The following is a 20,365-nucleotide window of genomic DNA, read 5'->3' on the forward strand; positions in this document are numbered from 1 at the left end:
GTGGATAGACAGCAGGTGGGACGGAGGATTATGGAAGCGAACGCAAAATCTATGGAAAAAATTGTAGCTCTGGCTAAGGCGAGAGGATTTGTATATCCTGGTTCAGAAATCTATGGTGGACTTGCCAATACTTGGGACTACGGTAATTTGGGTGTTGAATTCAAGAATAATGTTAAAAAGGCTTGGTGGCAGAAGTTTGTACAGGAGAATCCATACAACGTTGGTGTTGACTGTGCTATTCTTATGAACCCTCAGACATGGATCGCGTCAGGACATTTAGGAGGCTTCTCAGATCCTCTTATGGATTGTAAGGAGTGCCATGAGAGATTCAGAGCTGACAAGATCATTGAAGATTTTGCAGCTGAGAACGGAATCACTCTTGAGACATCAGTTGATGGATGGTCTCACGAGGAGATGGAGAACTTCATCAAAGAGCACAACGTTCCATGCCCATCATGCGGCAAGCACGATTTCACAAGCATCAGAGAGTTCAACCTGATGTTCAAGACATTCCAGGGCGTAACAGAGGATGCTAAGGATACAGTTTACCTTCGCCCAGAGACAGCTCAGGGTATCTTCGTAAACTTCAAGAACGTTCAGCGTACATCTCGTAAGAAGGTTCCATTTGGTATCTGCCAGATTGGTAAGAGTTTCCGTAACGAGATTACACCTGGTAACTTCACATTCCGTACAAGAGAGTTCGAGCAGATGGAACTTGAGTTCTTCTGCAAGCCTGGAACACAGACTGAGTGGTTCGAGTACTGGAGAAAGACATGCTATGAGTGGCTTCTTTCACTTGGTATCAAGAAAGAGAACTTAAGACTTCGTGACCATGATCCAGAAGAGCTTTCATTCTACAGTGATCATACAACAGATATTGAATATGCATTCCCATTCACAGATTGGGGAGAACTTTGGGGCATTGCTTCAAGAACAGATTACGATCTTACAAGACACCAGGAGACATCTGGACAGGCTATGGATTACTTTGATGATGAGACTAAGGAAAAGTACATTCCTTACGTTGTTGAGCCATCACTTGGTGCTGACCGTGTAACTCTTGCATTCCTTTGCGAGGCTTATGACGAGGAGAACATTGGAACAGAAGAGAATCCTGATATGCGTACAGTACTTCATTTCCATCCAGCACTTGCACCTGTTAAGATCGGCATCCTTCCACTTTCAAAGAAACTCAACGAAGGCGCAGAGAAGATCTACGCTCAGCTTTCAAAGAAATACAACTGTGAATTTGATGATCGTGGTAATATTGGTAAGAGATATCGTCGTCAGGATGAGATCGGAACTCCTTTCTGCATCACATATGACTTTGATTCAGAAACAGACGGCAAGGTAACAGTTAGATTTAGAGACAGCATGGAGCAGGAGAGAATCGCTATCGATGAACTCGATGCTTACTTCGCTGACAAGTTTACTTTCTAAGTGATATAGATTATTTGGAGGATTTATTATGAAACAATTTACAGCTAGCGAGCTGCGTAAGGCTTGGAAGCAGTTCTATATAGATCGCGGACACGTTGACTGCGGCGCTGTTTCACTTGTATCTGATGGATCAACAGGTGTTATGTTCAACGTTGCAGGTATGCAGCCACTTATGCCTTACCTTCTTGGTAAGAAGCATCCAAAGGGAACACGTCTTTGCAACGTTCAGGGATGCGTTCGTACAAATGATATTGATTCTGTAGGTGATAAGAGCCACGGAACATTCTTTGAGATGATGGGAAGCTGGTCACTTGGCGATTACTTCAAAAAAGAGCGTTGCCAGTGGAGTTTCGAACTTCTTACACAGCTTTTTGGATTTGATGCAGATCACCTTGCAGCAACTGTATTTGCTGGTGATGAGAATGCACCAAGAGATGAAGAGGGTGCTAAATATCGTATCGAGTCAGGCTTCAAGCCAGAGAATATCTTCTACCTTCCAGCAGAGGATAACTGGTGGGGACTTGAATATGGTCCATGTGGTCCTGACAGTGAGATGTTCTATGTAAAAGATATTCCAGATTGCGGACCAAACTGCGGACCTGGATGTCACTGTGGTAAGTACACTGAAATTGGTAACGACGTATTCATGCAGTATGAGAAGCATCACGATGGTTCTCTTACACCACTTTCTCAGAAGAACGTAGATACAGGTTGGGGACTTGAGCGTATCCTTGCATTCCTTAACGGTGTAGATGATGTTTATAAGATCGATCTTCATGCACCTGTTATCGCATACATTGAGAAAGAAAGCGGCATCAAGTATGACTCAGATGAGAAGACTACAAGATCAATGAGAATTCTTGCTGACCACACACGTACTTCAGTTATGCTGATCGGTGATGAGGCCAAGCTTCTTCCTTCTAACACAGGAGCAGGCTATATTCTTAGAAGACTTATCCGCCGCGCTGTTAGACATGCCAGAACTCTTGGCCTTAACAAGGAGCAGATCCTTGGCGTAGCAACAATCTATATTGATGAGTATGCTGAGAGTTATGAGAATCTTGCAAAGAACCGCAAGTTTGTTCTTACAGAGCTTGAAAGAGAGATCAACCGTTTCGAGTCAACTCTTGAGAATGGTATGAAGGAGTTCAAGAAGATCCTTGATAAGACTTCAGCAGCTGGCAAGAAAGTGATCGAAGGTAAGGATGCATTCTTCCTTTATGATACATATGGATTCCCAGTTGAGCTTACTGTAGAGCTTGCTGAAGAAGAGGGACTTACTGTTGATGAGGAAGGCTTCAAGGTAGCTATGGAAGAGCAGAAGCAGAAAGCTAGAGACAATCAGAACTTCTCTGCTAATCTCACAACTGGAGCAGGCGTATTCGATGGCCTTGATGAGTCAGTTCAGTCTGAGTTCCTTGGCTACGATGCACTTGAATGTGATGGTAAGGTAGTTGCTATGGCAGGTGCTGATGCTCTTACAGATGAGCTTTCAGAAGGTCAGCAGGGTACTATCATTACAGATAAGACTACTTTCTATGGCACAATGGGTGGCCAGGTTGGAGATATTGGTAAGATTCTTGGACAGAACGGATCTGAGTTTGAAGTTCTTGAGACTATTCATGTAGCAGGTGGTAGAACAGCTCATGTTGGTAAGGTTGTAAAGGGAAGCTTCAAGGCTTCTGATGCAGTATCACTTAAGGTTGATGCTGAGAACAGAGCCAAGACTTGTCGTAACCACTCAGCAACTCACCTTCTTCAGAAGGCACTTCAGGAAGTTCTTGGAGATCACGTTGAGCAGGCTGGTTCATACCAGGATCCTGACAAGACAAGATTCGACTTCTCACATCATCAGGCTATGACAGCTGAGGAACTTCAGAAGGTTGAAGATATTGTTAACGCCAAGATCTTAGAGGCACTTCCAGTTGTTACAAAGGAAATGTCTATCGAAGATGCTAAGAAGACAGGCGCTATGGCTCTCTTTGGTGAGAAGTATGGCGATACTGTAAGAGTTGTAAATATGGGTGACTACTCAATCGAGCTTTGCGGTGGTACTCATGTTGCAAATACAAGCCACATCGGACTTTTCAAGATCGTATCTGAGAGCGGTGTTGCTGCAGGTGTTCGTCGTATCGAAGCTCTTACAGGCAGCAATGCAAGAGAGTACTTCAAGAACGTTGAAGGAAAGCTTAATGATGCTGCTAAGGCACTTAAGACAACACCAGCAGACATAGCTGATCACATCAAGAAGCTTCAGGATGAACTCAAGGCACTTAAGAGCGAGAACGAATCCCTTAAGAGCAAAGAGGCTCAGGCAGCTCTTGGCGATGTAATGGATCAGGTTCAGGAAGTTAACGGTGTTAAGGTACTTGCTACATCTGTTAAGGGCGTAGATATGAATGGCCTTCGTGATCTTGGTGATCAGATGAAAGCTAAGATCGGTGAAGGTGTTGTAGTTCTTATTTCTGAAGCAGATGGTAAGGTTAACCTTATCGTTATGGCAACAGATGGAGCACTTGCAAAGGGTGCCCACGCTGGTAACCTTGTCAAAGCTATCGCACCTAAGGTAGGTGGAGGCGGCGGTGGTCGTCCTAACATGGCACAGGCAGGCGGTAAGAACCCAGCTGGTATTCAGGATGCATTAGCTGAAGCTACAAAAGTTCTTGCAGATCAGATAAAATAATGCTTGACACACTAAAATTTTATGTTACAATTGTAAATGTTATGTGAGCATATAGGCTCAAAACATAATAAATAACCCAATCAGTCATGTACTTGAAGGGACTGAAGGGAGGGTAAGAGTAGAGATGTCAACAGTAGTAGTAAAAGAAAACGAGACTTTGGATAGCGCACTGCGTCGTTTTAAGAGAAGTTGCGCAAAGGCTGGTATCCAGCAGGAAATCCGTAAGAGAGAGCACTACGAGAAGCCTAGCGTAAGACGCAAGAAGAAGTCTGAAGCAGCAAGAAAGCGCAAATATAACTAAATCAATTTTTTAAAAAGTTCTTGGAGTGATCCAAGAACTTTTTTTCTGCTCAAGTCTAGACTTATGCATTTTCGATTGATAATATAACAGTGCAACGATTTAATATATTAACTAGATAAATTTCCGGGAGGATAAAAGGAATGTTTGTGGGAACAATTTGGTCATTATTACCGCCAATCATTGCAATTGCATTGGCGCTTATCACTAAGGAAGTATATTCTTCATTATTTATAGGTATTGTTGTTGGTGGACTTATATATAGTGGATTTAGCTTTTCTGGAACTATGGAGCACGTATTTGTTGATGGTATGATCGCTCAGCTTTCAGATTCATGGAATGTGGGAATACTTATCTTTCTTGTAGTTTTGGGAAGTATGGTAATGCTTATGAATCGTGCTGGCGGATCTGCTGCTTTTGGAAGATGGGCAGTTGATCATGTTAAGACCAAGACTGGTGCACAGTTTGCCACAATCCTTTTAGGTGTCCTCATTTTTATAGATGACTATTTTAACTGTCTTACAGTTGGCTCAGTTATGAGACCTGTTACAGATAAGCACAAGATATCAAGAGAAAAGCTTGCTTATCTTATTGATGCAACAGCAGCTCCTGTCTGCATTATTGCTCCTATTTCTTCATGGGCAGCTGCAGTAACAGGCTTCGTTGATGGTGCAAATGGTCTTTCCCTTTTTGTAAAAGCTATTCCATATAATTTCTATGCCTTTTTAACTTTTGCAATGATGATCACACTTACATTGACAAAATATGACTTTGGGCCAATGAGAAATGCTGAGCAGAGTATCAAGTCAAGCTCAAAGAAGGCAAAACATGAACTTCACCCAAGTATCACAGGTGCAGAGGATCAGCCAACTCCTCCAACATCTCTCAGAGGTAGAGTTATTCATCTTGTTCTTCCAATCGTATGCCTTATTATCTGCTGTGTTATCGGCATGATCTATACTGGCGGATTCTTTGAGGGTGAGAGCTTTGTTGATGCATTCTCTAACTCAGATGCTTCTGTAGGACTTGCTTATGGCTCTGTAGTAGCACTTATCATTACTATTATATTTTTCCTTTTGACAAGAGTCCTTAGCTTTAGCGACTGTATGAACGCAATACCAGAAGGCTTTAAGAGCATGGTTCCTGCAGTACTTGTACTTACATTTGCCTGGACACTTAAGTCTATGACAGATTCACTTGGCGCTGCAACCTACGTAGCTGGTATCGTTGATAACATCGCTCATCATGACGGACTTATGAGCTTCTTGCCAGCACTTGTATTTGTGGTTGGAACATTCCTTGCTTTTGCAACAGGAACCTCATGGGGAACCTTTGGTATCCTTATTCCTATCGTAGTAAACGTATTTGGTGGCAACATTGATAATGAACTTATGATCATTTCAATCTCTGCATGTATGGCTGGTGCTGTTTGCGGTGATCACTGCTCACCAATTTCTGATACAACTATCATGGCTAGTGCAGGAGCGCAGTGTGAACATATCGACCATGTATCAACTCAGCTTCCATATGCGATGACAGCAGCTGCTTTATCATTTGTTGTTTATATCATTACCGGCTTTGTTAGAAACTGGCTTATCTGCCTTCCACTTGGAATAGTTTTGACAGTTGCCACTATTTATGGAATCAAGCTCTTTTCTCAGAAAAAGAGCGCTTAAAAGGCTTTAGAAAAGTGAAGTTCATTTTGACAAGGGGATATGTTAAAATTAGATTTGTTACGTCAAAAATGAGTTGAGATTATGTGGATATATATTTGTATTATTCTGATCTTAATATTTGCCTTTGTAGTTGCTGTGATCTATCATGACACGCATACTTTTGTTGTGAGAAACTATGAGGTACCATCTGATAAAGTGGAAAGGGACTATACTTTTGTTCTTTTATCAGACCTTCATGGATATGAATTTGGTAAGGATAATGTGAAGCTTTATGAGGCTGTAGATGAAGTTTCGCCTGATGCTATCCTCGTTTCTGGAGATATGTTTACTGCAGAAAAGATTAAGGGAGAGATTCAGTACAGACCCGGCTTTGAACTATTATCTTCCTTATCCTCCAAGTACAAGATCTACTATGGTAACGGCAATCACGAGCACAAGATGAAGGTTTTCACCAAAGAGTACGGCAATTTCTACGACAGATATAGGAATAAGCTGACTCAAAAAGGAATTGTATTTCTTGAAAATGATTCTGTTGTAATAGACGACAACATTAGGATAACAGGCCTTGATCTTGGGCTTGAATATTTCAAAAAGATCACAAAAAAATCAATGGATAAAGGCTACATCAACAGACTGGTTGGTGATAGCAGTAAAGAAAAATTTAATGTTTTGATTGCTCATAATCCGCAGTATTTTAATGAATATACGGAGTGGGGCGCCAACCTTACTGTTTCAGGTCACGTTCATGGCGGCATTGTGAGACTTCCTTTGATAGGTGGTGTTATTTCGCCTGCCATAGCTCTTTTTCCAAGGTTTGATGGTGGAAAGTTTGAAAAAGAAGGAAATACCATGATCCTCAGCAGAGGCCTTGGAACTCACACGATCCACGTGAGATTCTATAATCCTGGCGAAGTCTGCGTTATCAGGATCAGAAAGGCATGATATGTCATTAGAGATAAAACTTCAGGTGTTTGAGGGGCCACTTGACCTTTTGATGCATCTGATCGATAAAAACCAGATAGATATTTATGATATTCCTATTGTTACCATTACTGAGCAGTACATGGAGTATATCAATGCCATGCAAAAGGAAGATATGGAAGTTACCAGTGAATTCCTTGTAATGGCAGCAACTCTTATTGATATTAAGTGCAAGATGCTCCTTCCTAAGGAAGTCAATGAGGACGGCGAGGAAGAGGACCCTAGAGCAGAACTTGTTGAGAAGCTCCTTGAATATAAGATGTACAAGTACATGGCCTATGAACTTAAGGACAGGCAGATGGATGCGGACATGCAGTGGTTCAGGGAAAAGAACATTCCCAAGGAAGTTAAGGACTATGAAGTACCGATAGATTTTTCCGAAATGCTCGGAGATGCAACGCTTACCAAGCTTAATGAGATATTCCAGGAACTTCTTAAAAGACAGGAAGATAAGGTCGACCCTATCCGAAGCAAATTCGGTAATATCGAGAAGGAAGAGATCGATATGGATGCCAAGACCTTGTATATTAAGGCTTATATCCGCGAGCATTCCAAGTTTAGCTTCAGACAGCTCCTTGAAAAGCAGCACAGTAAAACTGAAATCATAGTTACCTTTTTGGTTATCCTTGAAGAGATGAAACTTGGCGACATTGAGATCAAACAGGAAACTACATTTGGTGACATTATTATTACGTCCAGAAAGGCAAGTTAAATAATGACAAGAGAAGAAGGCGCAGGCATAGTAGAGGCAATTCTTTTTACTATGGGAGATTCTGTTGAGATAAGTGCCCTTGCAAAGGCTATGGAGACAGAGTCAAAGGAAGTTAAAAAGTATATAGAATATCTTAAAGAAAAATATTCAAAAGAAGATAGCGGTATCGGACTTATAGAGCTTGAAAGTGCAGTTCAGCTCTGTACTAAAAAGGAAATGTATGAGTATCTTGTGAAGATAGCCAAGGCTCCTAAAAAGGCAGTACTTACCGATTCACTAATGGAAACTCTTTCTATAATTGCTTACAAACAGCCTATTACAAGGCTTGAAGTTGAAAAGATCCGTGGAGTAAACAGTGATCACGCTGTTAACAGACTTGTGGAATTTGGTCTGGTCCAGGAACTTGGAAGGCTTGATGCTCCGGGAAGACCTCTTTTATTTGGAACAACAGAAGAGTTCCTTCGAAGCTTTGGAGTCAGATCACTTGAAGATCTTCCAGCTATAGGAACTGTGCAGGTTGAAGAGTTTAAAGCGCAGGCAGAGCAGGAAATAAATGTAAAACTTGATATATAATCTTAAAATTTAGGGAAAATACTATATTTTTTATGTATTTTTCCTTTTTTTTAGCTTCTTTTATGCTATACTATATTCTGACTTAAGTTGCGGTTTTATGTAGTATCATCAAAACTTACACTATATATATCGGAGGTAAAGAAATGAGTAGTTCTTCACAAGCGAGTCAAAGAATTAATGCTTTGCTCGACGAAAACAGTTTCGTTGAAATCGGCGGCCTTGTGACAGCCAGAAACACAGATTTCAATCTGAAACAGGAAGAAACACCATCAGACGGCGTTGTTACTGGATATGGTGTTATCAATGGCAATCTTGTATATGTTTATAGTCAGGATGCGTCAGTACTTGGCGGATCTATTGGCGAGATGCATGCTAAGAAGATTGTCCGCCTGTATGAACTGGCAATCAAGACTGGCTCACCTGTAATCGGTCTTATCGATTCAGCTGGACTTCGTCTTCAGGAGGCTACAGATGCACTTAATGCATTTGGCGAGATTTATCTTAAGCAGGTGGAGGCTTCTGGAGTAGTTCCACAGATCACAGCTATTTTTGGTACATGTGGTGGTGGACTTGCACTTATTCCTTCAATCACAGACTTCACTTTCATGGAAGAGCAGAAGGCTAAGCTTTTTGTTAATTCACCTAACGTTCTTGAGGGTAATTACAAGGAGAAATGTGACACTTCAGCAGCGAAGTGGCAGAGCTCTGAGACTGGAAGCGTAGATGTTGTAGCAGATGAGGCTTCAATCTATGCACAGATCAGAGAACTTGTATCTATACTTCCTTCTAATAATGAGGATTCAGATTCATATCAGGAATGCTCAGATGATCTTAACAGAGCATGTGAGAATCTTGACGGCGCTGCAGCTGATCCAGCACTCGTTGCAGCTCAGATTTCTGATAATGGTCTTTTCTTTGAGACAAAGAGAGATTACGCAAAAGAGATGGTTACAGGATTCATCAAGCTCAACGGCGCAACTGTTGGCCTTGTTGGAAACCGTACAGCTATCTTTGATGAGAATGGAAAAGAGGCAGAGAAGTTTGATGGCAGACTTACAGCTCACGCTTGTGAGAAGGCTGCAGATTTTGTAAACTTCTGCGATGCTTTTGATCTTCCAGTTCTTACACTTACAAATTCAACAGGCTTTGGTTCATCAAAGTGTGATGAGAAGCATGTTGCTAAGGCAGCCGGAAGACTTGTATTTGCTCTTGCAAATGCTACAGTACCTAAGGTTAACCTTATCACTGAGAAGGCATTTGGTAGTGCATACGTCGTTATGAACTCTAAGGCAATTGGTGCTGATGTTACTATCAGCTGGCCAGATGCTCAGATCGGTACAATGGATGCTAACCTTGCAGCTAAGATCATCTGCGATGGCAAGGATGCAGAGACAGTTTCTAAGACTGCAGTAGAGTATGCTCAGCTTCAGAACAATGTTAAGAGCGCTGCAGCTAGAGGATATGTTGATGAGATCATCGAGCCTGCAGATACTAGAAAATATGTAATTGGCGCTTTCGAGATGCTTTTTACAAAGAGGGATGAACGTCCTGCTAAAAAACACGGCACAGTTTAAAGAAGGGAGCACTCAAAATGAAACGTAAATTTTTAGTTTTGGGAGTAATGCTTAGCTGTCTTTTAAGTCTTAGTGCTTGTGGAGCAGAGGCACAGTCAGATGCGTCAAGTAACAGCAAATATCCAGTAGGATTCTTCAATCAGACTGCTATTGAGAATTATGCTAATGCAGTAGAAGATGGCTACTTTGAAAACTGGTATTCAGAAGGCATTACACCTGATAATTTTGAGGATGAGCTTTATGTTTCACTCGCTATGGAGATTGATAAAGATGAAGCTCAGCAGGCATATTATCTTAGAGGTGTTGACGAGTCTAAATATCTAGTTTATAAGAGCGGATATACAAGCTGGTATAAGGCACTTGATGAGCTTGGCTACGGCGATTCTAAGAGCTTAGCAGATAACTTAAGCATTAGTGAAGTAAGTTATTCATTTGATAAAGATGGAAAGCTTGTAGTGGATGCTACTATTCAGGGTACCAAGCACTCAGCTCTCATGAAGATTTATCTGAATAACGAGTTTGAGCCAACTGATATTGGTGTTACGGTCAACAAGACTACTGGTGAGAAACTTGAGAACGCCGGACTTAATACTCTTCTTGGTATGGGTATGGCATTCGCAATCCTTATTGTCATTTCTCTTATTATTTCTCTTTTCCCAATCTTCTTTGGTGGAAAGAAGAAAAAGAAAGAAAGTGATAAAGAGATCACTAAGAAGGCTATGGACAACACAATCAATCAGATTGCAGAGCAGGAAGACCTCTCTGGTGATGCAGAGCTTGTAGCAGTTATTGCAGCAGCTATTGCAGCATATGAAGGCAGCGCTAGCACTGATGGATTCCAGGTTAGATCAATTAGAAAAGTAAGCAAAAATTGGAAGAGATAAAAGGAGTATAACAATGAAGAACTATACAATAACCGTTAATGGAAACGTATATGATGTAACAGTAGAAGAAGGTGCAGGTTCAGGCGCTCCTGTAGCAGCTGCAGCACCTGTAGCTAAGGCTCCAACAGCACCTGTTAAGAAGGCTAGCGCTGGTGCAGGTTCAATCAAGGTTGAGGCTGGTGCCGCTGGTAAGGTACTTAAGATCAACGCAAACGTTGGACAGGCTGTTAAGAAGGGCGACACAGTAGTAACTATCGAGTCAATGAAGATGGAGATCCCTATGGTTGCTCCTGCTGACGGAACAGTAGCAAGCGTTGATGTAGCTGCTGGTGATTCAGTTGAGGCTGGAACAGTTCTTGCTACTCTTAACTGATAGTAGTCAGAGATAATATTGTTTTATAAAAACAGAAATGAGGATAAAAAATGGATTACATAATTCAGACATTATCTAATCTCTGGGATCAAACAGCATTTACATCAATGACACCTGGTAACTACATCATGGTAGTTGTAGCTTTGGTGTTCTTGTATCTTGCTATTGCCAAGGGATTTGAGCCTTTGCTTTTGGTACCAATTTCTTTTGGTATGCTTCTTGTAAACATCTATCCAGATATTATGGCTGAACCAGTTAATGGAGCAGCAGGTGGACTTTTACATTATTTCTACATTCTGGATGAATATGCTATCCTCCCTTCACTTATTTTCTTGGGAGTTGGCGCTATGACAGACTTTGGACCACTTATTGCTAACCCAATAAGCTTCCTGATGGGTGCTGGTGCTCAGTTCGGTATTTTCTCTGCTTATTTCATGGCCATTTTCTTTGGCTTTAATGATCAGCAGGCTGCAGCAGTATCAATCATCGGTGGTGCAGATGGCCCTACATCTATTTTCCTTGCTAGTAAGCTTCATCAGACTTCTATCTTGGGACCTATCGCAGTAGCTGCGTACTCATACATGGCTCTGGTTCCTATGATTCAGCCTCCTATTATGAAGCTTCTTACAACTGATAAAGAGAGAAAGATTAGAATGCAGCAGCTTAGAGAAGTTTCTAAGGTTGAGAAGATTCTTTTCCCAGTTATCGTTACTATCGTAGTAAGTATGATCCTTCCTACAACTGCTCCTCTTATCGGTATGCTTATGCTTGGTAACCTCTTTAGAGAGTCAGGCGTTGTTAGACAGCTACAGGAAACAGCTTCTAACGCACTTATGTATATCGTAGTTATCCTTCTTGGTACATCAGTTGGTGCTACAACAAGTGCTGAGGCATTCCTCAACAAGACAACTCTTATCATCGTTGTACTTGGTCTTATTGCTTTCGCTTTTGGTACAGCTTCTGGATGTCTTCTTGGTAAGCTCCTTTGCTTCGTTACTAAGGGCAAGATCAATCCGCTCATTGGTTCAGCTGGTGTATCAGCCGTTCCTATGGCAGCCAGAGTATCTCAGAAGGTTGGTGCAGAGTATGATCCTTCAAACTTCCTTTTGATGCATGCTATGGGACCTAATGTTGCCGGAGTTATTGGTACAGCCGTAGTTGCTGGTACATTCATGGCAGTATTTGGAGTTTAATTAAGAATAGAAAGGATAATAATAGATATGGCAGAATTAGAGAGAAAACCAGTTCGTATCAATGAGACTGTTCTGCGTGATGCTCATCAGTCACTTATCGCAACAAGAATGCCTACTGAGGTTATGTTGCCTATTATTGATACAATGGATCAGGTTGGATATAACGCAGTAGAGTGCTGGGGCGGTGCTACATTTGATGCTTGCATGAGATTCCTTAAAGAGGATCCATGGGAGAGACTTCGTAAGCTCCGTGCAGGCTTCAAGAAAACAAAGCTTCAGATGCTCCTTCGTGGACAGAACATCCTTGGATACAAGCACTATCCAGATGATGTAGTTGAGTATTTTGTTCAGAAGTCAATCGCAAATGGTATTGATATCATCAGAATTTTCGACTGTCTTAACGACCTTAGAAACCTTGAGGCTTCAGTTAAGGCATGTAAGAAAGAGGGCGGACACGCTCAGATCGCTCTTGCATATACACTTGGTGATGCTTATACAGAAGAGTACTGGATGAACATCGCTAAAGATATCGAGTCAATGGGTGCAGATTCAATCTGTATCAAGGATATGGCTGGACTTCTTCTTCCTTACGAGGCAGAGAAGCTTGTTAAGGCTCTTAAGAGTGCTACAAGCCTTCCTATCGATCTTCACACACATTATACTTCAGGTGTAGCCAGCATGACATACATGAAGGCAGCTGAGGCTGGTGTTGATATTATCGACTGCGCAATTTCTCCATTTGCTCTTGGTACATCACAGCCTGCAACTGAGGTTATGGTAGAAGCCTTCAAGGGACAGCCTTTCGAGACTGGTCTTGATCAGAAGCTTCTTGCTAAGATCGCAGATCATTTCAGACCATATAGAGAAGAGTGCCTTGCTAACGGACTTATGGATCCTAAGGTTCTTGGTGTTAATATCAAGACTCTTATGTATCAGGTTCCTGGCGGAATGCTTTCTAACATGGTTAGCCAGCTCAAGGAGCAGAATGCTAGCGACAAGTATGATACAGTTCTTGAGGAGATCCCACAGGTTCGTAAGGACTTCGGTGAGCCACCTCTTGTTACACCTTCATCACAGATCGTTGGTACTCAGGCCGTTATGAACGTTCTTATGGGCGAGAGATACAAGGTTGCTACTGACCAGACTAAGGACCTCCTTGCTGGTGAGTATGGTAAGACAATCAAGCCTTTCAACCCAGAAGTTCAGAAGAAGATCATCGGTGATAGAGAAGTTATCACATGCAGACCAGCTGACAAGTTACAGCCAGGTCTTGATAAGTTCGAAAAGGAAGTTTCACAGTGGAAGCAGCAGGATGAGGATACTCTTTCTTATGCATTGTTCCCACAGGTTGCTACAGACTTCTTCAAGTATCGTCTTGCACAGCAGGAAAAAGTTGATGTTTCTGCAGCAGATACAAAGAACGGAGCTTATCCTGTTTAATACATGAACAAATTATTGAAACGTTCTTGTCTTTATAGACAAGGACGTTTCTTTATTTTTTAGGATTATTACAGGATACAGCCGGCTTTTTCACAGAAAATTAATCAATTATGTGATAAAATTAATCTATGAATGAGTATAGAAGACATAGATCAAATAAAAAGATGGTTGAGATGGGCGAGCGTCAGGTCAAAGAGCTTAGAAAACAAGATCTTGGCAGACAGATGCTGGCCTTAGACGAGTGCAACGGATTTAGGATAAGACCAGGCCTTTATAACATGAATGGAGCAACTATGCTCACTGATGGTGTTAATTTTACGGCTTATTCTAATGGCGCTACATCTATTACTTTGGTTCTTTATAACAGAGGGGAAAGTAAGCCTTTTGCAGAGATTCCTTTCCCGGAAAGTTATAGGATAGGTAATGTCTATTCTATGATCGTATTTGGACTTGATATTGAGAATCTTGAATATTGCTACAGGGTTGATGGTCCATGGGATCCTGAAAAAGGTCTTTTGTTTGATAAAAAGCACGAACTCCTTGATCCATATGCTAAGGCAGTTTCTGGTCAGAGAATCTGGGGACAGAGTCCAAATGGCGCAGGAACCTACAGGGCAAGAGTAGTAAGAGATAATTTCGAGTGGAATGATACGTCAAGCTCTACACTTCCTATGAGTGATCTTGTAATCTATGAGCTTCATGTAAGAGGCTTTACAATGGATCCGTCTTCTGGCGTTAAGTTCAGAGGAACCTTTGAAGGGATCATGGAAAAAGTTGATTATTTAAAGAGACTTGGCATCACAGCCGTTGAGCTTATGCCAATCTTTGAGTTTGATGAAACAAGAGATAAAAGAGAAGTCAATGGCAAGACTCTTTTAGATTACTGGGGATATAACACCATCAGCTTTTTTGCTCCAAATACAAGCTATGCCTCTCATAAGGAGCATAATACTGAGGGCGTAGAATTAAAACGAATGATAAAAGCTCTTAAGGATAACGGAATTGAGGTTATCCTTGATGTTGTATTCAATCATACAGCGGAGGGCAATGAAAACGGACCATTTATCTCATTTAAGGGATTTGACAATAATATCTACTATCTTTTAACTCCTAATGGCCAGTACTACAACTTTAGTGGCTGTGGCAATACTATGAACTGCAACCATCCTATAGTTCAGGAACTTATTGTTGAGTGCCTAAGATACTGGGTAGAAGAGTATAGAGTAGATGGATTTAGATTTGATCTTGCAAGTATCTTGGGACGAGATCAGGATGGATCACCTATGGAAAGACCTCCTCTCATCCAAAGACTTGCGTATGATCCTATCCTTGGAAATACAAAGCTAATTGCTGAAGCCTGGGATGCAGGCGGAATGTATCAGGTTGGCAACTTCCCAGCCTGGAAGAGATGGGCTGAGTGGAATGGTAAATACAGAGATGATATCAGATCTTATCTAAAGGGCGATGTTTGGGCTGCGCCAGAAGCAGTTAAGAGAATAACTGGCTCTATGGATCTTTACAGCGGCTCTTACCTTGGATATGAGTCATCAGTCAACTTTATTACCTGCCACGATGGCTTTACTCTCTATGATATGTATGCCTATAACGTTAAGCATAATGAGGATAATGGCTGGAACAACACAGATGGTGCCAATGATAACAGAAGCTGGAACTGCGGATGTGAAGGCGAAACCAATGATCCAGCAGTATTGGACCTTAGATTTAGAATGATGAGAAATGCCATTACTGTTTTAATGTGTAGCCGTGGTACACCTATGGTCTATGCTGGTGATGAGTTTGGTAATACACAGTTTGGCAATAACAATGCATATTGTCAGGATAACGAGATTTCCTGGCTTAATTGGGATCTTCTAGACAAGAACAAAGGCTATTTTGACTTCTATAGAAACATGATACAGTTTAGAAGAAAGCATCCTGCCATCAGGTCAGATCTTTTGCCTGCTCAGTGCGGCTATCCTTTTATTTCAGTTCACACAGAGAACCCTGATAATGGTAATATAACTAAGGATTCAAAAGTTATATGCGTTCGCTACGCAGGATTTTCCAAGAAAAAGAATCATGATGATATAGTATATCTGGCAATAAACGTATTTTGGGAGGATATCCAGATCATGCTTCCAAACCCTCCAGAAAATGCGTATTGGGCTTTATGCGTAGATACAGGTGATGAGTCAGGCAAGTATTTTTACAACAGGCCTACTCCTCTTACCTGGAGAAACAGAACACTAAAAGCAAGAAGCGTCAGTGTATTCATAGCATCTTACGGAGCAGAATATGGCGTCAATTGATAATAATGAAAAAAGCAATATTGTTGGTGGGTATGAGTTTTTATCTGAGACAGATGCAAACAAGGCCAATATGGACCTTTCCAAGATAAAACTCTTAGAGTCCCGTGTAAAAGTCAGTCGCCCTAAGGATATGCTTGCTGTTTATCAGAAGGCTATTGAAAATAAGATATTTAAGACACCAATCGGATGGAGATATCTGATCGATCTTAGAGAGAAACTGTTAGAGAGCGGCTTTTCTGAGGAGGAACTTATCCCTATTCCTGTAGAAGTCTCTTTTACCAGACATTCAGCATTTGAAAATCTGACAGTAAAGCAGAGGATCAAACCTGAAAAAGAAAAGGAAAAGCTGGAATTTAAAAGGATATTTCCTATTGTATTAGATGTAGTTCTTGTAATATTAGTAATTCTGATGTTTATCATCGCTGCTACTAGTGAGAATGACAACATAATTAATTACAAGCGAAACGTGACAAACCGTTATTCTACCTGGGATGAAGAGCTTAAGGAGAGAGAAAAAGCTGTTCGCGAAGCAGAAAAAAAACTTGGCATCGAAAGCTCAGAGGGGTATCATGAGGATATTGGCGATGAGTAGATAGGAGGAATTACTATATGGAAGACCTTAAGATATTAGTAGTTGATGATGAGAGCAGAATGCGAAAACTCGTCAAAGATTTTTTGACAAAAGATGGATATATAGTACTTGAAGCTGAAGATGGTCAGCAGGCACTTGATATATTTTATAATGATAAAGATATTTCACTTGTTATCTTGGATGTAATGATGCCCAAGAGAGATGGCTGGGAAGTTTGCCGAGAGATAAGGGATAACTCTAAGGTGCCGATCATTATGCTTACAGCCAAGAGTGAGGAGAGAGATGAGCTTCTTGGATTTGAACTTGGTGTAGATGAGTATATCTCAAAGCCTTTCAGTCCAAAGATCCTTGCAGCAAGAGTATCAGCTATTCTTCGCAGAACTAACCAGAATGTAAATAATCAGGTTATGGAAGCTGGCGGAATAGTTGTAAATAAGGTTGCTCACAGCGTACAGGTTGATGGCAAGGAAATTGAACTTAGTTACAAAGAGTTTGAGCTCCTTTCATTCTTCTTTGAGAATAAGGGTGTAGCTCTTTCTAGAGAGAAAATTCTTAATAACGTATGGAACTATGATTATTTTGGTGATGCCAGAACCATTGATACTCACGTTAAGAAGCTTCGTGGTAAGCTTGGTTCAAAAGGCGACATGATCAAGACAATCTGGGGCATGGGATACAAATTTGAAGAAGCTTGATGATAATTCTACAAATATAAAAAAGACACATTCCATAAGATTTGAGATAAGTGCTACATTCATATCTATCATGTTCCTTACATTTGGACTTATCCTTTTGATAAATCTCTTTTTCATGGAAAAGTTCTATGTGCAGAACAAGAGAGAGGCTATCATACAGGCTTATAGGAGTATTGCACAGGCTATAACTGATGGTGATATTGCGTCTGAGAATTTTGATCAGGAAATCAGCCATATCTGTGAGCGCTACAATATTGAGATGATTGTTTTGGATGCAGACTCCAAGACTGTTAAGTCATCTACCAGTAATGTAGAGTTTCTGGCCAAGCTCCTTTGGGAGAATATGCTCACATCATCATCCAATACTACTGGTGAGTTCGAGACAAGAGAGATCCTCGATTATGGTGACGGCTATACTCTTCAGATGGATATAGATAGAGCTACTGGCAGAAAATATCTTGATATGTGGGGTGTTGTAGGTAGCGGTAACCTGGTACTTGTAAGATCGACAATGGAGAGTATCAAGGATAACGTTATCATATCTAACACATTCATGGCTTACGTAGGTATTATAGCCATTGTAGTTGGTTCTATATTTATCTTGTATATTTCCAAAAAGGTTACTGAACCGATCAAGAGACTTTATCTTATCTCTGATCAGATGAAAAAACTTAATTTTGAAGCTAAGTATGAGAATCTCGAGTCCTATTCTAACGAGATCGATGTACTTGGTCAGAATATGAATGAACTGTCTGAAACCCTTGAAAGTACCATCAAGGAGCTCAAAAAAGCTAATATAGCCCTGAAGCATGATATCGCGCGTAAGGAAGAGATCGATGAGATGAGAAAAGAGTTCCTTTCAAATGTATCTCACGAACTCAAGACTCCTATAGCTCTCATTCAGGGATATGCAGAAGGCCTCAAGGAAGGTATCAATGACGACGAGGAGAGCCGTAACTTCTACTGCGAAGTCATCATGGATGAAGCGTCCAAGATGAATATCATGGTAAAAAAGCTCCTGACATTGAACCAGCTTGAATTTGGCAATGACAGTACTAACATGGACCGCTTTGATATTGTGGATATGATCCGCAACTACATCAAATCAGCGGAACTTTTGGCAAAACAAAAGGATGTAACTATAAAATTTGAAGATTATGAGCCGATATTTGTATGGGGAGACGAATTCAAGATTGAAGAAGTCCTCCAGAACTTCTATAGCAATGCTCTTAATCATATAGATGGTGACAAGATCATAGAGATCAAGCTTATTCAGGAAGACAATCATGTGAGAGTATCTGTATTTAATACAGGTAAGCCTATTCCAGAAGAAAGCTTAGATCATATCTGGGAGAAGTTTTATAAAGTTGATAAAGCCAGAACCAGAGAATATGGTGGAAGTGGCGTAGGTCTTTCTATTGTCAAGGCTATCATGGAAGGCATGCACCAAGCATACGGAGTTAAAAACTACGATAATGGAGTAGAATTCTATTTCGAATTAGAGACAAAATAAAAGAGGTATTTATGAGGGGCAAGAGATTACCTGGAATCATAATTGCATTAAGCACAGTATTAGCGCTCACTGGCTGTGGTGAGAAATTTCCTGACCTTACAGAGGAACAGTATAATCAGACTGTTGAATATGCTGTTGGTCTGCTTATGAAGTATTCCAATAATGGACAGGCAAAGATCACCTACGTTGATGCCAAGGAAGAACAGGATCAAAGAGACAGAGAAGCCAGGAAGAAGGAAAGAGAAGAAAAGAAAAAAGCTGAAGAAGAGAAGAATCAGCAGCAGACATATACGCCTCCTGTAGCTTCAGATACAGAAGAACCTGATGCATTTGATAGTACAGATGATATTGATGATGGTGAGGAGATGGTTGCAGAAACTTCATCAGAGGATGCGAGCACTGGAAGTGATAATGAAGAACCAGCTTCATCTGGTTCTGGTTCAGAATCTGCAGGCTATGATCCATCTGCAATCACATTATCTTCAGAAGACTCTCAGGAGATCATGCCGGATATATTCCTTTCATATCAGGGATATTCTATTTCAAGCACCTACCCGGAGAGTTCCAAGAGCTATGTTGTTAACGCTGACAAGGGTAAAAAGCTCTTAGTACTTAGATTTGATCTGTATAATGCTTCATCTTCAACTAAGGAAGTAAATATGATCAATCTAAAGCTGCTGTTCCAGATCAAGTTAAATGGCAAGAATCTAGGGTATTCATCAGTTACATTCCTGCCTAATGACCTTGCTTCTTATATTGGCAGTATAGAGTCAAAAGCACATGAAAGTCTTGTAGTTTTGACACAGATAAATGAAAAAGATACCTCAAATATACAAAATTTAGGCCTTATTGTTACACAGGATGGAAAAGAACAGAAGATTAACCTTAAATAACGCATGAACACTGGCGTTTAATAGGATTTAAAGCCCGCTTTTATAGCGGGCTTTTTTATATAATAAAACTCAAAAAAGTACGTTATAAAAATTTACCAAAAAAATTTGAAAAATGTTGTTGACATTAAATATATGCAGTGATATAGTTATATTCGTTGCTGATGCAGACAAGAAACACAGCAAATGCAGTAACAGAGCGGTTTTGAAGCTCATTGTACATTGACAAATAAACAGTAATGCAACCCTGAAAAATTCCAAGAGAATTATTCAGAACAAAGATTTAGTAAATAACGGACAGAACGAAAAGCCAAGCTTTAGTTCTTTGTCAGATCAAACTTTTAAACGTGAGAGTTCGATCCTGGCTCAGGATGAACGCTGGCGGCGTGCCTAACACATGCAAGTCGAACGGAGATTTAACGCTGATGAGGCTTCGGCGGATTCTTGTTAAATCTTAGTGGCGGACGGGTGAGTAACGCGTGGGCAACCTGCCTCATACTGGGGGATAACAGCTGGAAACGACTGTTAATACCGCATAA

General features: G+C 40.8%; 17 protein-coding genes and 1 rRNA gene. All 18 read left to right on the top strand.

What is annotated here, in order from left to right; all coding sequences use genetic code 11:
• Positions 1–30: 30 nt before the first annotated feature.
• Complete coding sequence (locus BUA02_RS06435; RefSeq protein WP_072701933.1) at positions 31–1,440, top strand: glycine--tRNA ligase; 1,410 nt, start codon at positions 31–33, stop codon at positions 1,438–1,440.
• 28 nt (positions 1,441–1,468) lie between these two features.
• Positions 1,469–4,123: an alanine--tRNA ligase gene (alaS, locus tag BUA02_RS06440; RefSeq protein ID WP_072701935.1), complete on the top strand. Its 2,655-nt coding sequence runs from the start codon at positions 1,469–1,471 to the stop codon at positions 4,121–4,123.
• 124 nt (positions 4,124–4,247) lie between these two features.
• The gene (gene rpsU / locus BUA02_RS06445; protein ID WP_013280615.1) at positions 4,248–4,424 is read left to right on the top strand and encodes a 30S ribosomal protein S21; all 177 of its coding nucleotides are present in this window, start codon (positions 4,248–4,250) and stop codon (positions 4,422–4,424) included.
• Positions 4,425–4,564: 140 nt separating this feature from the next.
• On the top strand, positions 4,565–6,097 hold the full coding sequence (locus tag BUA02_RS06450; protein ID WP_072701937.1) for a Na+/H+ antiporter NhaC family protein: 1,533 nt from the start codon (positions 4,565–4,567) through the stop codon (positions 6,095–6,097).
• 81 nt (positions 6,098–6,178) lie between these two features.
• On the top strand, positions 6,179–7,039 hold the full coding sequence (locus tag BUA02_RS06455) for a metallophosphoesterase (RefSeq protein WP_072701940.1): 861 nt from the start codon (positions 6,179–6,181) through the stop codon (positions 7,037–7,039).
• A gap of 1 nt (position 7,040) precedes the next feature.
• Positions 7,041–7,790, top strand: a complete 750-nt coding sequence (locus BUA02_RS06460) for a segregation and condensation protein A (protein WP_072701942.1) — start codon at positions 7,041–7,043, stop codon at positions 7,788–7,790.
• Between the two features lie 3 nt (positions 7,791–7,793).
• Positions 7,794–8,363 carry an SMC-Scp complex subunit ScpB gene (gene scpB / locus BUA02_RS06465; RefSeq protein WP_072701943.1) on the top strand — a complete coding sequence of 190 codons (570 nt, stop codon included), beginning with the start codon at positions 7,794–7,796 and terminating at the stop codon, positions 8,361–8,363.
• 143 nt (positions 8,364–8,506) lie between these two features.
• Positions 8,507–9,937 carry an acyl-CoA carboxylase subunit beta gene (locus BUA02_RS06470; protein ID WP_071175894.1) on the top strand — a complete coding sequence of 477 codons (1,431 nt, stop codon included), beginning with the start codon at positions 8,507–8,509 and terminating at the stop codon, positions 9,935–9,937.
• Between the two features lie 17 nt (positions 9,938–9,954).
• A complete protein-coding gene (locus BUA02_RS06475) occupies positions 9,955–10,821 on the top strand; it encodes an OadG family transporter subunit (RefSeq protein WP_072701945.1) in 867 nt (288 codons plus the stop codon).
• A 13-nt stretch (positions 10,822–10,834) separates the two neighbouring features.
• Positions 10,835–11,194: a biotin/lipoyl-containing protein gene (locus BUA02_RS06480; RefSeq protein ID WP_072701947.1), complete on the top strand. Its 360-nt coding sequence runs from the start codon at positions 10,835–10,837 to the stop codon at positions 11,192–11,194.
• Between the two features lie 50 nt (positions 11,195–11,244).
• The gene (locus BUA02_RS06485; protein WP_072701949.1) at positions 11,245–12,387 is read left to right on the top strand and encodes a sodium ion-translocating decarboxylase subunit beta; all 1,143 of its coding nucleotides are present in this window, start codon (positions 11,245–11,247) and stop codon (positions 12,385–12,387) included.
• A 27-nt stretch (positions 12,388–12,414) separates the two neighbouring features.
• The gene (locus tag BUA02_RS06490; protein ID WP_072701951.1) at positions 12,415–13,827 is read left to right on the top strand and encodes an oxaloacetate decarboxylase subunit alpha; all 1,413 of its coding nucleotides are present in this window, start codon (positions 12,415–12,417) and stop codon (positions 13,825–13,827) included.
• Positions 13,828–14,000: 173 nt separating this feature from the next.
• Positions 14,001–16,136, top strand: coding sequence for a glycogen debranching protein GlgX (gene glgX / locus BUA02_RS06495; RefSeq protein WP_072702008.1), 2,136 nt, complete (start codon positions 14,001–14,003; stop codon positions 16,134–16,136).
• The gene (locus BUA02_RS06500; RefSeq protein ID WP_072701953.1) at positions 16,123–16,728 is read left to right on the top strand and encodes a hypothetical protein; all 606 of its coding nucleotides are present in this window, start codon (positions 16,123–16,125) and stop codon (positions 16,726–16,728) included. Before glgX ends, BUA02_RS06500 begins: the two co-directional genes overlap by 14 nt.
• Before the next feature lie 17 nt (positions 16,729–16,745).
• Positions 16,746–17,423, top strand: coding sequence for a response regulator transcription factor (locus BUA02_RS06505; RefSeq protein WP_072701955.1), 678 nt, complete (start codon positions 16,746–16,748; stop codon positions 17,421–17,423).
• Positions 17,410–18,936 (top strand): sensor histidine kinase, encoded by a 1,527-nt coding sequence (locus BUA02_RS06510; protein WP_330393329.1) that lies wholly within the window; start codon positions 17,410–17,412, stop codon positions 18,934–18,936. The genes BUA02_RS06505 and BUA02_RS06510 overlap by 14 nt, the downstream gene beginning before the upstream one ends.
• Before the next feature lie 11 nt (positions 18,937–18,947).
• A complete protein-coding gene (locus BUA02_RS06515; protein WP_072701957.1) occupies positions 18,948–19,829 on the top strand; it encodes a hypothetical protein in 882 nt (293 codons plus the stop codon).
• A gap of 340 nt (positions 19,830–20,169) precedes the next feature.
• Positions 20,170–20,365: ribosomal RNA gene (locus BUA02_RS06520) — 16S ribosomal RNA — on the top strand; the annotation flags it as partial.

The organism is Butyrivibrio hungatei DSM 14810 (assembly GCF_900143205.1).
Classification (GTDB): domain Bacteria; phylum Bacillota; class Clostridia; order Lachnospirales; family Lachnospiraceae; genus Butyrivibrio; species Butyrivibrio hungatei.